Origin of the sequence: Vibrio sp. STUT-A11 (assembly GCF_026000435.1) — a bacterium.
GTDB lineage: Bacteria > Pseudomonadota > Gammaproteobacteria > Enterobacterales > Vibrionaceae > Vibrio.
The window spans coordinates 538,174-553,243 of record NZ_AP026763.1 but is presented as its reverse complement, the minus strand read 5'-3'; the positions used below and the strand labels follow the sequence as shown (position 1 = coordinate 553,243).

At 44.2% G+C, this 15,070-nt stretch carries 12 protein-coding genes and 10 tRNA genes; 4 read left to right on the top strand and 18 right to left on the bottom strand.

Annotation, left to right across the window (positions count from 1 at the left end):
• Positions 1-231: 231 nt before the first annotated feature.
• The 4 genes from OO774_RS02695 to OO774_RS02680 all read right to left on the bottom strand — a co-directional run bounded on the left by OO774_RS02695 (position 232) and on the right by OO774_RS02680 (position 4,490).
• The gene (locus OO774_RS02695; RefSeq protein WP_264904387.1) at positions 232-1,362 is read right to left on the bottom strand and encodes a sodium ion-translocating decarboxylase subunit beta; all 1,131 of its coding nucleotides are present in this window, start codon (positions 1,360-1,362) and stop codon (positions 232-234) included.
• A 9-nt stretch (positions 1,363-1,371) separates the two neighbouring features.
• Positions 1,372-3,162, bottom strand: a complete 1,791-nt coding sequence (gene oadA, locus OO774_RS02690; protein WP_264904386.1) for a sodium-extruding oxaloacetate decarboxylase subunit alpha — start codon at positions 3,160-3,162, stop codon at positions 1,372-1,374.
• Between the two features lie 31 nt (positions 3,163-3,193).
• Positions 3,194-3,451 carry an oxaloacetate decarboxylase subunit gamma gene (locus OO774_RS02685; RefSeq protein WP_264904385.1) on the bottom strand — a complete coding sequence of 86 codons (258 nt, stop codon included), beginning with the start codon at positions 3,449-3,451 and terminating at the stop codon, positions 3,194-3,196.
• Between the two features lie 397 nt (positions 3,452-3,848).
• Positions 3,849-4,490 (bottom strand): response regulator transcription factor, encoded by a 642-nt coding sequence (locus tag OO774_RS02680; protein WP_264904384.1) that lies wholly within the window; start codon positions 4,488-4,490, stop codon positions 3,849-3,851.
• A gap of 581 nt (positions 4,491-5,071) precedes the next feature.
• Here OO774_RS02680 and OO774_RS02675 point away from each other — a divergent pair.
• Genes OO774_RS02675 through OO774_RS02660 form a run of 4 tightly spaced genes read left to right on the top strand, consistent with a single transcriptional unit; the run spans position 5,072 to position 7,456 of the window.
• Positions 5,072-5,755: a hypothetical protein gene (locus OO774_RS02675; protein WP_264904383.1), complete on the top strand. Its 684-nt coding sequence runs from the start codon at positions 5,072-5,074 to the stop codon at positions 5,753-5,755.
• Positions 5,756-5,778: 23 nt separating this feature from the next.
• On the top strand, positions 5,779-6,111 hold the full coding sequence (locus tag OO774_RS02670; RefSeq protein ID WP_264904382.1) for a carbon storage regulator: 333 nt from the start codon (positions 5,779-5,781) through the stop codon (positions 6,109-6,111).
• 5 nt (positions 6,112-6,116) lie between these two features.
• Entirely contained in the window at positions 6,117-6,809 is a 693-nt protein-coding gene (locus OO774_RS02665) for a C39 family peptidase (protein ID WP_264904381.1), read from the top strand.
• Between the two features lie 29 nt (positions 6,810-6,838).
• Positions 6,839-7,456, top strand: coding sequence for a hypothetical protein (locus OO774_RS02660; protein ID WP_264904380.1), 618 nt, complete (start codon positions 6,839-6,841; stop codon positions 7,454-7,456).
• Positions 7,457-7,978: 522 nt separating this feature from the next.
• Here the strand turns inward: OO774_RS02660 and OO774_RS02655 are convergent.
• From OO774_RS02655 to alaS, 14 genes are all read right to left on the bottom strand, one after another.
• On the bottom strand, positions 7,979-8,986 hold the full coding sequence (locus OO774_RS02655) for a transporter (RefSeq protein WP_264904379.1): 1,008 nt from the start codon (positions 8,984-8,986) through the stop codon (positions 7,979-7,981).
• A gap of 185 nt (positions 8,987-9,171) precedes the next feature.
• Positions 9,172-9,248 (bottom strand) — tRNA-Arg (locus OO774_RS02650).
• Between the two features lie 78 nt (positions 9,249-9,326).
• A tRNA-Arg gene (locus OO774_RS02645) sits at positions 9,327-9,403 on the bottom strand.
• Positions 9,404-9,481: 78 nt separating this feature from the next.
• Positions 9,482-9,558, bottom strand: a tRNA-Arg gene (locus tag OO774_RS02640).
• Between the two features lie 62 nt (positions 9,559-9,620).
• A tRNA-Arg gene (locus tag OO774_RS02635) sits at positions 9,621-9,697 on the bottom strand.
• Positions 9,698-9,759: 62 nt separating this feature from the next.
• A tRNA-Arg gene (locus OO774_RS02630) sits at positions 9,760-9,836 on the bottom strand.
• Positions 9,837-9,898: 62 nt separating this feature from the next.
• Positions 9,899-9,975: transfer RNA gene (locus OO774_RS02625), tRNA-Arg, on the bottom strand.
• Between the two features lie 80 nt (positions 9,976-10,055).
• Positions 10,056-10,132, bottom strand: a tRNA-Arg gene (locus OO774_RS02620).
• Between the two features lie 67 nt (positions 10,133-10,199).
• Positions 10,200-10,292: transfer RNA gene (locus tag OO774_RS02615), tRNA-Ser, on the bottom strand.
• A gap of 20 nt (positions 10,293-10,312) precedes the next feature.
• A tRNA-Arg gene (locus OO774_RS02610) sits at positions 10,313-10,389 on the bottom strand.
• 26 nt (positions 10,390-10,415) lie between these two features.
• Positions 10,416-10,508, bottom strand: a tRNA-Ser gene (locus OO774_RS02605).
• 243 nt (positions 10,509-10,751) lie between these two features.
• Positions 10,752-10,949 carry a carbon storage regulator CsrA gene (gene csrA / locus OO774_RS02600; RefSeq protein ID WP_004415691.1) on the bottom strand — a complete coding sequence of 66 codons (198 nt, stop codon included), beginning with the start codon at positions 10,947-10,949 and terminating at the stop codon, positions 10,752-10,754.
• A 93-nt stretch (positions 10,950-11,042) separates the two neighbouring features.
• Positions 11,043-12,230, bottom strand: coding sequence for an aspartate kinase (locus OO774_RS02595; RefSeq protein WP_264904337.1), 1,188 nt, complete (start codon positions 12,228-12,230; stop codon positions 11,043-11,045).
• A 196-nt stretch (positions 12,231-12,426) separates the two neighbouring features.
• Positions 12,427-15,009 (bottom strand): alanine--tRNA ligase, encoded by a 2,583-nt coding sequence (gene alaS, locus OO774_RS02590; RefSeq protein WP_264904336.1) that lies wholly within the window; start codon positions 15,007-15,009, stop codon positions 12,427-12,429.
• Positions 15,010-15,070 lie beyond the last annotated feature (61 nt).

The following is a 15,070-nucleotide window of genomic DNA, read 5'->3' as shown; positions in this document are numbered from 1 at the left end:
TAACTGCGTTACCATTTTTGAATGTAGAATAACTACTTATCGAAAAATGGTGCCTTGTTCTCAAGCCTTTTTCCTACGCTATTTCTGACCACTTTTTTACTGTGATTGATATAAAAAAGGGATGCCGAAGCATCCCTTTGACTATAAACCATTTTGTTTAGCTAAGTTAATGGCTGTAAGCGGATAATTTAATCCCCGACGCACTCACTGCGTTCGTGGGTTACCTACACACTAACCGACCAGTGCAAGCAGAATACCCGCCGCTACTGCAGAGCCAAGAACACCCGCTACGTTAGGACCCATAGCGTGCATCAACAAGAAGTTTTGCGGGTTTGCATCCAAGCCCACTTTGTTCACCACTCGCGCCGCCATTGGTACAGCAGAAACTCCAGCCGCACCAATCAGTGGGTTGATGTCTTCTTTCGAGAACTTGTTGAGTAACTTCGCCATTAGTACGCCAGCTGCTGTGCCGATACTGAAAGCGACCGCACCCAAAGCCAGAATACCAAGCGTTTCTAAGTTGAGGAACTTATCCGCTTGTAACTTAGAGCCAACACCAAGACCAAGGAAGATGGTCACGACATTGATCAGCTCGTTTTGTGCCGTCTTAGATAAACGGTCTACAACCCCAGCTTCACGCATCAAGTTACCTAAACAGAACATCCCGACCAGAGGCGTTGCAGAAGGTAAAAACAGAATCGTCATCAGAAGCACTGCCATCGGGAAAATCACCTTTTCCCACTTACCGACATGGCGCAGCTGAGCCATTTTCACCTGACGTTCTTCCTGAGTGGTTAGCGCTTTCATGATTGGTGGCTGAATAATCGGTACCAACGCCATATAGCTGTATGCCGCAACTGCAATCGCACCGAGTAAGTCTGGGGACAGTTTACTTGCCAGGAAGATTGCGGTTGGGCCATCAGCGCCGCCAATAATCGCAATTGACGATGCGTCTGCCATGGAGAACTCCATGCCAGGTACATAGTTAAGCAAAATTGCGCCAAATAGCGTTGCAAAAATACCGAACTGCGCCGCAGCGCCTAACCAAAGCGTTTTTGGATTGGCAATCAACGCACCAAAGTCCGTCATTGCGCCAACGCCCATGAAGATCAACAGCGGGAATACACCCGACTCAATCCCGATGTAGTAGACGTAGTACAGCAAACCACCCGGTTCGGTGAAACCCGCATTAGGAATGTTAGCTAAAATCGCACCAAAACCAATTGGAAGTAGAAGCAGGGGTTCAAAACCCTTTCGAATCGCCAAAAACAGCAGAGTACAGCCAACCAACATCATACAGATTTGGCCAAACTGAAAGTTAGCGATCCCTGTTTCTAACCATAGGGTCATCAATCCGTCCATGATACTCCCTTATGCCAGGCTAAGAAGAGGTGCACCTACGGTCACGGCATCACCTTCTTTGACATTTAATTCCTGAACGACACCACCACGCGCAGCTCGAACTTCCGTTTCCATCTTCATTGCTTCTAAGATCAGTAGCACGTCACCTTCAGCAACTTCAGCACCTGGCTGTACATTGACTTTAAAGATGTTGCCAGCGAGTGGAGCTGGAACTGACTCAGCAGAAGTGTTAGCTGGTGGTACTGCTGGAGCCGCTGCTTTCGCTGGCGCTGCTGAAGGTGTTACCGACGTCAGCTCACCTTGCGGTCCTACTTCTACTTCATAAACTTGTCCGTCAACACGAACACTGTATGTTTCTACGCCGCCTGCTGATGCTTGAGCAACTGGTGCCGGAGCAGGTTGAGCAGATTCTAAGGTAGGAGCTGGCTCAAACGCTTCAGGGTTACCACGGTTTTTCAGGAATTTAAGACCAACTTGAGGGAATAGTGCGTAAGTTAATACGTCATCAACTCTTTCGCTCGCCAGTTTGATGCCTTCAGATTTCGCTTTATCCATCAGATCAACTGTCAGCGCTTCCATTTCTGGCTCTAGCAAATCAGCCGGGCGGCAAGTGATAGGCTCTTTACCTTCCAGAACTTTAGCTTGTAACTCTGCGTTTATTGAAGCTGGCGCTTGGCCGTATTCACCCTTCAACAGACCCGCAGTTTCCTTGGTAATGCTCTTGTAGCGCTCGCCAGTCAGTACGTTGATAACCGCCTGAGTGCCGACAATTTGCGAAGTTGGTGTTACCAATGGAATGAAACCAAGATCTTCACGAACACGAGGAATCTCTTCTAGTACTTCATCAAGACGATCGGCAGCGCCCTGTTCTTTAAGCTGGCCTTCCATGTTGGTTAACATGCCACCAGGAACCTGAGCAATCAGGATACGAGAGTCTACGCCTTTTAATTGACCTTCCCACTTCGCGTATTTCTTCCGAACTTCGCGGAAGTAAGCGGCAATTGGCTCAATCTCTTCCAGTTTCAGGTTAGTGTCACGCTCTGTACCCTGCAGCATTGCAACCACAGTTTCTGTTGGCGTATGGCCGTAGGTACTACTCATCGATGAAATCGCAGTATCAAGAATGTCCACACCCGCTTCAACCGCTTTAATTGCAGTTGCGGTCGATAGGCCAGTAGTTGCATGACAATGCAGCGCAAGTGGCACATCACACGACGCTTTGATACGCGTAATCAGCTCTTCGGCTTCATAAGGTTTTAGAAGACCCGACATATCCTTGATACACAAAGAATGACAGCCTAAGTCTTCCAGACGTTTTGCTAAGTCAACCCACGTGTCTGCGTTGTGTACAGGGCTAGTTGTGTAAGACAAGGTCCCTTGTGCATGAGCACCAACATCCACAGTCGCTTTAACGGCTTTTTGGAAGTTTCTCACATCATTCATCGCATCAAAAATACGGAAAACATCCATACCATTGGCATGCGCACGCTCAACAAACTTCTCTACTACATCATCAGCATAATGGCGGTATCCTAAAAGGTTCTGACCACGTAGTAACATTTGCATTGGTGTATTTGGCATCGCTTTTTTCAGCTCGCGCAGACGCTCCCACGGATCTTCTCCAAGGAATCGAATGCACGAATCAAACGTTGCCCCACCCCAAGTCTCTAAAGACCAATAACCAATCTTATCCAGTTCAGCCGCAATAGGCAGCATATCGTCGATACGCATTCGCGTAGCAAACAATGATTGATGGGCGTCCCTCAGGACCACATCCGTAATCGCTAGTGGTTTAGACATACTCTTAAACTCCTTTTTAATCCTATTTCGGCTACTTCGCGACAGAGGTGCGATGTTGATGAATCGCAGCCGATATCGCCGCCACGATTTGTGGACTAACAGCGGAAGAGGTTGATTGATTATTGGTATTTATTTTTGGTGTAGCGATCGGCTCTAGTACTTCTTCTGGTACTAATCTCGACATGAGCCTCACGAGAAAAACAAGAATAGTGAGGAAAATAAACACGACCGCCATCCCCGTAATCATGAGAGTGGCCGCATCTACTAGCAGGCTTCCTATATTAGTCATGTTGATTCCTTTCGTTGTCATCCTGACAGGCACAGGACTTTAATTGTGTCATTTCCCGACCAAAGGATTATCTCGACTGGTTAAACTTTGTCAATTTTGTTTAAGGAAGGTTTGTAGTAATCCCTACAATTGATTATTCATTCACTACCCAGATCACATTTCGGGTGCAAACCAAAAGAAGGGGATGTTAAGGAATTAACAGAAATGCAAAATAAAAGACACATCACAGTATCGTGTCAGAAAAGTCGCTAACAACAACATGCCATTGCAGCCAAGAGTTATTAAGGCAGAAAGCCTATGCCCTTAGCAACATCGCCTATTAGCGATTTTAACCAGTAAAAGTGTTCAACTGCTTATTTAAGTTAAAATTAAAATTATTTAGATTGATCTTCTCCACTTACTGCGCAGTCAACCCGCCATTCAAGCGAGCTAACTTTACCGCGTCATGTCGAGAGTGGACATCAAGCTTTTTGTACAGCTTGTATATGTGGCTTTTCACGGTACTCTCCGATAAAAACAAATGTTCCGCGATTTTTTGGTTCGATACGCCATAGACAAGTAGCGCTAAGATTTGCCGCTCTCTGCATGTCAACATGTCATGTTGAGAATCTTTATTTGAGTTGGCACAACGATAATCGTTAACCAGCTTCTCTAGATAGCTTCTCGGTAACCATAAGCCACCATTGAAAATATGTTCCACACAGTCACGAATAGCAGTGACGGGGGCATTTCGAAGTAACACGCCTTTCAGCAAAGTCCAACGCAGTATATTCGCATGAACGCCCTGGTTAGGGACATTATGGATCATTAATGGCCAGCCAAGTACATCAAAATCAGGTATTTGATTGCTCAACTCTAATTGATGAATAAAGTCATAATCCATCAGAACCAGGTCAACATTTAAGGAGTGACAATTAAAAACAACATCCTCAGGTAGCAGCGTTTTTACATTCACGTTAGGTATTAGAGATAACTGCTCTTCGATAAGTCTGCTCTGCAAGTTATCTTCTGAAAGTATGAATAGGTGTTTAGTTCCCATAATTTCCACCACTTATTCTTAATTAATTAATTACATTGGTTTTTTTAATGAAATTTAAGGTGCCTTGCTTTTCTCCTGCCTCTTTATAACAAGAGATTTAATACGAGGAACTATAGCAGATGATAATGAGGATGAGGCCTAAAATAAAACAATTGAGTCATTAAAAAGTATTAAAAGACACTCAGCCATGACCAACCATTTACCCACTTACATTTTATCAACCCATTAATTTTTAATACTAAAATTCAACCCTACTCATATTTACAAACAAAAATACCCCATAAATTCCTACCTACTGCTGATACCAAAGAACTCATACTATTTAAGCCTTAATATAAATTTACTTTCATACTTATTATGCACTATCGTTCGAGGCTTATATAACTAAATGATTACAAACAATTTCCACTACAATTCAGGCCCATTTTATCTGTAAACCCTTCCTCCCCCCAAAATGCTCGCGAATTATCTTATCTATAATATCAACGCTGCCCTAGAGAACATCAGGAAGCAATCAGAAATCATTAGTAAGCAAACAGAAGTTGTACAGTCTTTTCAAAAATGAAAATGGAGTAATCATTATGATTCTTAGCAAAACAGGATTAGCTATCGCAGTATCTGCACTTCTATTTAGTGGCTCATCTTTAGCTTTTAATGGGGTCGACGACGGTGACGGTAATGCGCAGTGGGATGACAGCCTAAACACAACTAACGTTGTCAATGACAGTTTCAAAGCTACTGATAACAGTACTGATCTCGGTGTCAACGATAGCTTTAAAGCTACAGACAACACTGATAACAGTACTGATGTCGGTCTCAACGGTAGCTTTAATGATGACATCGATACTACAACCAATACAACCACCAATACTTCTAATGACAATGACTTAGGTATTGGTATTGCAGATAGCTTTAAATCATACGATAACGATTACACTGATAACAGTGACACGTTGAACGTAGGTATTGATGACAGCTTTAACGATAACAGTACTGACGACAGCTACAATACTAGCAACAGCTACAACACACTATCTGTTAGTACTGATATGGTCGTAGCAAGTTCGACTCTAAGCGGTACTGCTGCTGGTCTGGTAATTAATACAGCATGGGATGACGAAGCCTATGTCGACGTTACCAATATCAACAGCCTAGATGGTATGGATGGTGTAGCTGGTATTACTACTGTGGGTCAAATCGCTGGTTCAAACTCACTTGTGCAACAATCTGTCGTAACCAATGCAAACCTATTTACTGGTGAATAGTCATTTATAACTTGGAGATCGCGATGCGTTTGGCAGTCTTTACCTTGAGTATGATCATTGCCGTTTCTGCATTCGCTGACGACCTAGAATTATCTGACGAAGAAGTGATTGGTACGAATGTTCTGAGTGAATCGAGAGGGGGTCGTCTAGTAGAAATAGAGATCGACTCGATTTACTCAGACACAGATATGACCGGTATTTCGTCAGATAATCTCGCGTTAAATACAGTGAGCGGAAATAACATTCTTGCGCCAGGAGCGTTTGCAGGGAGTTCTGGGATTTCTAGTGTGATTCAAAATACCGGGAACAATGTCGTTATCCAGAACGCAACCGTCGTTAATCTAACACTCAAGTAGATAATATGAACCTTTTGCGTAACTATTCTTGGCTGATACTCATTTTCTTTTCGGTATCAGCCAATTCGTTAGAGTTTTTACCTTCCCGAGCACACTATTCGGTACCGGTAAAAAGCTACAAAGAGATGGTGTTTGGCGATATCTTTCGTCAACAGTATGACTTCAGCTGTGGCTCTGCGGCTTTGGCATCACTACTGAATTATCACTACGACACCAAATCATCAGAACAAGAGATTTTTAAATCAATGTATGAGCGAGGTGACAAAAAACAGATTAAAGAGAAAGGCTTTTCTTTACTTGACATGAAGCTCTACCTAGAGTCGATCGGTTTACGTTCAGACGGTTTTCAGGTGAGCATAGAAAAAGTCCGCGATCTTGGTGTACCAGGGATAACTTTGGTTAACTTTGATGGCTATTTGCACTTTGTCGTTATCAAAGGCATTAATAGTCATTCCGTCATTTTAGGCGATCCTTCAAGGGGCACTATGGTCATGAAGCTTGAACAATTTCAGAAGTTTTACCAAGGCATTGTTCTACTCGTGCGTAGCGAAGCTAAAGCCGGACGCTCTAGTTTCATCACAGACGACAAATTTGCCGTTTATCAACGCTCACCGTTAGATACAGGAGTGTCACGAGACTCATTAGGGATCTTTAGTACCACCGTACCAGTATCAGGTGAAAACTTCAGTATCAGGTGAAAACTAACGAACGGTTAAGGCTGGATAACATGTTTTTCAAAAAGGGTCTATTTTTAAATCAGATTCTGTTCCTTAAAAAGAACCTAGTCGCACTGAGCCTACTTATATTGACACACTGCTTTAGTCAAGCAGTGAGTGCAAGAGAAGTTATTGAACTAAAAGGATTAGAACCATTACCTCAAAGTTCGCTCGAGCAATATCGAGGTGGATTTCAGGTCACCAGCGACTACGTTATCAACATTGGTTTGAGCGTCATTACAAGCATCAATGGACAAGACATTTTCAATTCCAGCATCGCTAATTTAGTCATTGAAAATGGCAACTTATCCAACATCAATGCAAACCAAGGTGCCTTAGATCAAAGTTTGATTAACATAGTTCAGATTGGAGAAGGGAACAGCATCGAAGATGAAACCATCTCGGACCAGATAACGGGTATGCCACAAATCCCTAACTTCCAACAATCGGATATTATTAACTCCGAATTTATCAATTCAAGTATTGTTAATATTATTCAGAATACAACCGATAACAGCGTCATAGGGCTGAGCACTATTATCGACATAGATGCGCAAGTTAGTGGAGTGATTCAACAAATTCAAGCGAACAGTCGGCTGGAAGATGCCTTACTTAATCATCTTGACTAGTGACGAGTGCACCTTCTACAGTAGCAGTAAAGGTGCCACTTTTTAGTTCACATTTAAAGTGTTAAAAAGTAACAGACAGATACTCTGAGATCGGTAAAAGTCATCGTCATCAAATCTAGTTTTCACTAGGAATGATATTAAGCGGTGGCTTTTCTTTTTTTAGTTAATAAGATATTAATCCACTTTAATACCAATCTAGATAATTATTACGCAGTAAAACCGATTAAAGCAAGCAGGTCAGGTATAGATTTCCTTCACTCGTGATTCTAATTGTAAAACAAAACCTATAACACAGTTGTCAGCGGTATTAATTAGCAAGAGTGATCAGATACTTATGTAGCTTGGTATAATAAGCTAGTTTGAACAGTTGTTTACTACAACTGGTGCAAGGTCAATATAACAAAGAATTCTGCTAGTTTGTTTGTACGTGATTGGCTCCTTTGTGGGGAGCCATTCTTGGTCGAAAGGTCTGATCACATAAGCCGCTTTTAATTCCTTTCTATTTCTTATTCCGAGCCTAGATTAAATATTATAAGGGACTCGAATGGTTAGTTGGAAATCTGGCGTATCTTCAGTTAATCCCGCTTGAGCACTGACATTGAGCGAAGAACTCTCACTAAACGCATAGTTTATACCAAAGATGAATGAATCCAACTGCAGCAATTTGGCATCTTCTGAATAACTGCCATTTATCTTACTCTTCAGTATGGTCTTATGGCTCAAGCCGAGAGAAAAAGACAGGTCTGGATTGACCGCAAAGCCCATACCTCCCGACAATGCAATGGTATCACCAAGTTCAACTTCTACCTTTTGTTCCTCTTCGCCTTCTCCAATTGAGACATCATCTTCAAAATTGTAAATATAACTGAGACTTGCAAATAAAACTGCAGGATCAGCGGGATGGATCATAGTAAGACTTGGTTCAATGCTCCAAAAGCCCGATCCTGTTGGCACATCACTGAACGCGTTACTGTCTGGTTCAATAGATACATCGTAGGGAGAGCGACCTGTATCGGACTTAACTCTTAAACCACCAATCCAATAAGGGACTGATTCAAAGTTGAACTGATGCCTTAGAGCAAGCTCAACATCCCCCAGCCCTCCACCATCAACGGTGGTATTTACGATTTCTTGGTTCGCACCATCTTGAATAGGACGCGTTGCGACTTGATCGTTGCGATAGACGTAGGGAATACGAAGTTCTAACTCTGTCGCATTGGTTAAGCCATAACGAGTAGTGAGGCCTGCAGTAATCGTCGTTCGGTCAGAATCACTTACCTCAATACGTCCAACAATTAACGTCGGTAAGATGGTGTAACCAACCACTGAGACCTTATTTGAAGAGTTTTGCGTGTAATTAAGAGAAGTATCAAATGACCAGCTTCCTTTAGGGGTAAGGACGCCTGGCCGTTCAAAAACGTCACTAACCGTTTGGGCTCGTTGCGGAAGCTCATCACCTTCCGCCCCTTGAGCCATGGGAACCATACATACTAAGCCAAGAGTACTTCCCAACAGAGTGTTCCGTATCATAATAACCTCCTTTTCTTTGGCGATTATAAATGAATAGGTCAGAACCAATGGATTAGCAATAACTCAACGAAATAAATCAACGACTTTCAGGCTGGCGCACAAAAAAATGAGTGAGGAGAAAGTAAGCAGAGATGACTGTATGAAGCTAAACAAAAAAACCTCGCAGATGCGAGGTTTTTAATAAATGGCGCGTCCTGGAGGATTCGAACCTCCGACCGCCTGGTTCGTAGCCAGGTACTCTATCCAGCTGAGCTAAGGACGCGAAGTTTTCGATATCAATGCCTGTAAACGGGAAATCGATATCAGGGAATTACCCTGTCTTTCATTTTCAAAGAAATAGTGGCGCGTCCTGGAGGATTCGAACCTCCGACCGCCTGGTTCGTAGCCAGGTACTCTATCCAGCTGAGCTAAGGACGCGCAGTTTTCGATATCAATGCCTGTAAACAGGAGATCAATATCAGGGCATTACCCTGTCTTTCATTTTCAAAGAAATAGTGGCGCGTCCTGGAGGATTCGAACCTCCGACCGCCTGGTTCGTAGCCAGGTACTCTATCCAGCTGAGCTAAGGACGCGCAGTTTTCGATATTAATGCCTGTAAACAGGAAATCAACATCAGGGTAATACCCTCAATAAGTGGCGCGTCCTGGAGGATTCGAACCTCCGACCGCCTGGTTCGTAGCCAGGTACTCTATCCAGCTGAGCTAAGGACGCGCAGTTTTCGACGTCAATGCCTGTAAACAGGAAATCAACATCAGGGCATTACCCTCAATAAGTGGCGCGTCCTGGAGGATTCGAACCTCCGACCGCCTGGTTCGTAGCCAGGTACTCTATCCAGCTGAGCTAAGGACGCGCAGTTTTCGACGTCAATGCCTGTAAACAGGAAATCAACATCAGGGCATTACCCTCAATAAGTGGCGCGTCCTGGAGGATTCGAACCTCCGACCGCCTGGTTCGTAGCCAGGTACTCTATCCAGCTGAGCTAAGGACGCACACGTTTCGATATCAACTTTAGTCAATATCAGGGCAATACCCTAAATTCTTTTTCAAAAAAGTCAGACTTATTTGAAAGTGGCGCGTCCTGGAGGATTCGAACCTCCGACCGCCTGGTTCGTAGCCAGGTACTCTATCCAGCTGAGCTAAGGACGCGCAATTTGTGAAGCGTATCACACTGCCTTTCTTTAAGAACAAAAAAATTGACCGCTACGTCAATAAATGGCGGTGAGGGAGGGATTCGAACCCTCGATACGGCTACAAACCGTATACTCCCTTAGCAGGGGAGCGCCTTCAGCCTCTCGGCCACCTCACCGTTTTATTTGTTCTAAAGAGTGGCGCGTCCTGGAGGATTCGAACCTCCGACCGCCTGGTTCGTAGCCAGGTACTCTATCCAGCTGAGCTAAGGACGCGTAATACACTTTTCAGTTTGCAAGAATGGCGGTGAGGGAGGGATTCGAACCCTCGATACGGCTACAAACCGTATACTCCCTTAGCAGGGGAGCGCCTTCAGCCTCTCGGCCACCTCACCGTCTTGCGGAGGCACATATTACGTTTTACCGAAAATATGTCAAACACTTTCTTTAAAAAAAACCGTCAAAAACACCTAACCGTTGCCGATTTAATCAAAGTGACTATTAAACGAACTTTACCACCCTATTATGATGAAAAAAAGAGAGTCTTCGATAAAAAAATAACATTTATCAATCAACTAAAAAGGCCAGCCCCTTGGCTAGCCTTTTTCATTCAAACTAAGCTCTGTAACAGAGGAGTCTTAGTAGTTACCTGAAGCAACGTTACCATTACCTTTTTCAGCTTGAATGCGCATGTAGATTTCTTCACGGTGAACTGATACTTCCTTCGGAGCGTTAACGCCGATGCGTACTTGGTTACCTTTAACACCCAGTACAGTTACAGTTACCTCATCACCAATCATCAGTGTTTCGCCTACGCGACGAGTCAAAATTAGCATTCTATGCTCCTTGAGTAATCTCTAAATTTTCTTACTATCAAAGCTATTATCCAACAAAAGTTATATTTTCGTAAACTACCTTGTTAGCGAAAATTATCCTAATAGGGCATGTTTTTGTTGAATGCTTAAAGCTTCATTAGCCGTAATGTAAGCATTATGAAGAATGTTTGCCGCCATATCCACACAGTCAGGTGATAATACTAGCATCATGGTGAGTGCATTCGTTGCGCAGAAGTTGATCGCAACGCCTTGCTCAGCCAGCAAATCGCACGCATGCTCTACCATTCCATTGGCCTCAAGCCCTACTGCGGTCAACAGGCTTACCATTTCACTATTACGGATTTTATCGCTGAACACCAGATCGAACTTGTCACATGCATCTTGTTTTATCATGATACCTGCCCGTTCTGTTTCCTCGATCACATTCCAAAGCTCGATACCTAACATCTGACATTGCTTTGTAGCACTGGATAAATGTTCTTTATCTACTTCAATAATGGCAAGGTCACGTTGAATAGCTATACCAGAGATGGCTTGTGTGCCTGTCTCTCCCTTAACTAAACTACCTTCATTCACATCGAATGTAGAAAGCACGCGTAGTGGTACATTGTTCTTCCATGCATATTGCACTGAAGGTAAATGTAAAACTTTAGCGCCACGGCTTGCCATTGCTTCCATTGAAGGAAAGTCAATCACCGCCATTTTTCGCGCCGTTTTTACTACACGTGGGTCACAAGTATAAATACCATCAACGTCGGTAAAGATTTGGCACTCGTCCGCGCGTAGTGCACCTGCCAGTGTCACTGCGCTCGTATCTGAGCCTCCTCGACCTAATGTGGTGATATCCCCATTTTCATTCACACCCTGAAAACCCGCGACGATAACTATTTGCTCTTGCTCAAGCAGTGACATTACGTTCGTGGTATCAATGTGCTTAATCGTTGCGTCATTGTGTTGGTTATCCGTCACAATGCTCGCCTGTGCTCCGGTAAGTGAACGTGCAGGATGACCTAATTTGTTCAGTGTCATCGCCAACAGTGCCATCGACACTTGCTCACCAGCAGAGAGCAAAACATCAAGTTCTCGGGCTGTAGGAACGCTATCTACCTGTTTAGCTAGGTCCATAAGCCTATTTGTCTCGCCTGACATAGCAGACACAACGACAACAACTTGATTACCATCATTTTTCGCCTTAATGATGTGTTCAGCAACTTGGTGGATTCTTTCAATTGAACCCACAGAGGTTCCGCCAAACTTTTGCACGATAAGGGGCTTTTTCACCAGTCTTCACCTTCCCAAGACCAAAGTCTCATTCGGACCACATACATTCTGTTTATATAAGTGGTAGTTACAAGAAAAACCAAGCAGCTTAGTGGGCCAGCTTAATCTCTGGTCCATTAAACCACTTGGTCAACTTAAAAAAATTACGCCCAATCAAAACAAATTGATTGAGCGTATATTTGTTATTTATAGCTTGTTACAAGCGCTCTTCTAGCCAAGGCTGAACAGTTTTGATTGCTTCAGGAAGTGCCGCTACGTCAGTACCACCAGCTTGCGCCATATCAGGACGACCGCCGCCTTTACCACCAACCTGCTCTGCTACCATTTTAACTAAATCACCCGCTTTGACTTTGCCAACCAGATCTTTAGTTACACCAGCGATCAAACCAACTTTGTCACCCGTGATGTTAGCCAGAAGTACAACACCAGAGCCCATTTGGTTCTTGATGTCATCAACCATAGTACGTAGGTTTTTGCTGTCAGCACCTTCTAGAGCCGCAACCAATACTTTTGTACCGTTAACTTCTACCGCTTTACCCATGATGTTTGCACTTTCTGCCGCAGCCATCTTGTCTTTCAGCTTTTGAATTTCTTTTTCAAGCGATTTCGATTTTTGCGCAGATTCTGCCAGTTTCTCTTCGTACTTAGCTGTTTGAGCTTCTATCACGTCTAGAGCTGCTTCACCTGTTACCGCTTCAATACGACGAATACCCGCAGCAATACCGCTTTCCGACGTAATCTTGAACAAACCAATGTCGCCCGTGCTAGATGCGTGGATACCACCACAAAGCTCTGTCGAGAAGTCACCCATTGATAGTACGCGAACTTCATCGTCGTATTTCTCACCGAATAATGCCATCGCACCTTTCTGCTTCGCAGACTCGATGTCCATGATATTGGTTTCGATAGCGTGGTTACGACGAATTTGAGCGTTAACCAGACGCTCCACTTCTTTTAGCTCTGCTGCCGTTACCGCTTCAAGGTGTGAGAAGTCAAAACGTAGGTTTTCAGGTCGAACTAGAGAGCCTTTCTGTAACACGTGCTCGCCCAATACGCGACGTAGTGCCTCGTGCAGTAAGTGTGTAGCAGAGTGGTTTAGTGAAGTTGCAGCTCGGCGCTCAGCGTCAACGATAGTTGCAACATCATCACCTTTCGCAAGAACGCCTTCAGCCATGACACCGTAGTGTGCAATTGCGTTGCCCAGCTTTTGAGTGTCTTCAACACGGAATACGCCAGACTCAGTGCGAATCTCACCAGCGTCACCACACTGACCACCAGACTCAGCGTAGAATGGCGTTTCACCTAGTACGATGATGGCTTTATCGCCTGCAGACAGTGATTCAACTTCGTTGCCTTCAACGAACATAGCTTCGACAGAGCTTGAACCTTTTGTGCCTGTGTAACCACAGAACTCAGTGTCCGCATCCACTTTGATTGTCGCGTTATAGTCTGTACCGAATTGGCCAGCTTCGCGAGCGCGTTGACGCTGCTCTTCCATTGCTTTCTCAAAACCTTCTTCGTCGATAGTGAACTCGCGCTCACGAGCAACGTCGTTAGTTAAATCAGCAGGGAAGCCGTAGGTGTCGTAAAGCTTGAATACCGTTTCGCCGTCTAGCTCTTTACCATCGAGGTTATCTAGCGCTTCGTTCAAGATTGTCATACCGCGATCAAGCGTACGACCGAAGTTTTCTTCTTCGATACGCAGTACTTTTTCTACAACCGCTTGTTGACGCTTCAGTTCTTCACCAGCACTGCCCATGACTTCTGCAAGTACACCAACCAGTTTGTAGAAGAAAGTACCTTGTGCACCGAGCTTGTTACCGTGACGAACAGCACGACGGATAATACGACGCAGAACATAACCACGACCTTCGTTTGAAGGCATGACGCCATCAACGATCAAGAATGAACATGAACGAATATGGTCAGCGATAACACGTAGAGACTGGTTAGACAGATCTTCGTAGCCAACTACTTCAGCCGCTGCTTTGATCAGAGTTTGGAATACGTCGATTTCGTAGTTGGAGTGAACGCCTTGCATGATCGCAGAGATACGCTCAATACCCATACCTGTATCTACAGATGGTTTTGGTAGCGGCTCCATAGTACCGTCAGCATGACGGTTGAACTGCATAAATACGTTGTTCCAGATCTCGATGAAACGGTCACCATCTTCTTCAGGTGTACCAGGACGACCACCCCAGATGTGCTCACCATGATCGTAGAAAATTTCAGTACATGGACCACAAGGACCTGTGTCACCCATCTGCCAGAAGTTATCTGACTCGTATGGTTTACCACCTTCTTTATCACCAATACGGATGATACGGTCTGCTGGAACGCCTACCTTTTTGTTCCAGATATCAAATGCTTCATCATCGGTTTCGTAGATGGTAACCAGTAGACGCTCTTGAGGCAGTTTCAGTACCTCTGTTAAAAATTCCCAAGCAAATGAAATCGCGTCTTCTTTGAAGTAGTCGCCAAAGCTGAAGTTACCTAGCATTTCAAAGAAAGTATGGTGACGAGCAGTGAAACCTACGTTTTCCAGGTCATTATGTTTACCGCCAGCACGTACACAACGTTGAGCCGTAGTCGCTCGAGTATAGGCTCGTTTTTCCAAGCCTAAGAAACAATCTTTAAATTGGTTCATACCCGCGTTTGTGAACAGCAGGGTTGGGTCGTTATGTGGTACTAACGATGAACTTTCTACGATTTGGTGTCCTTTGCTTTCAAAGAACTTGAGGAACGAGTTACGAACCTCGTCAGTGCTCATGTACATGCAGCTCTTCCTGAAAATAGTCGAGTTAGAATTTCGCCGTATTGTAGATCAAGCAATCAGC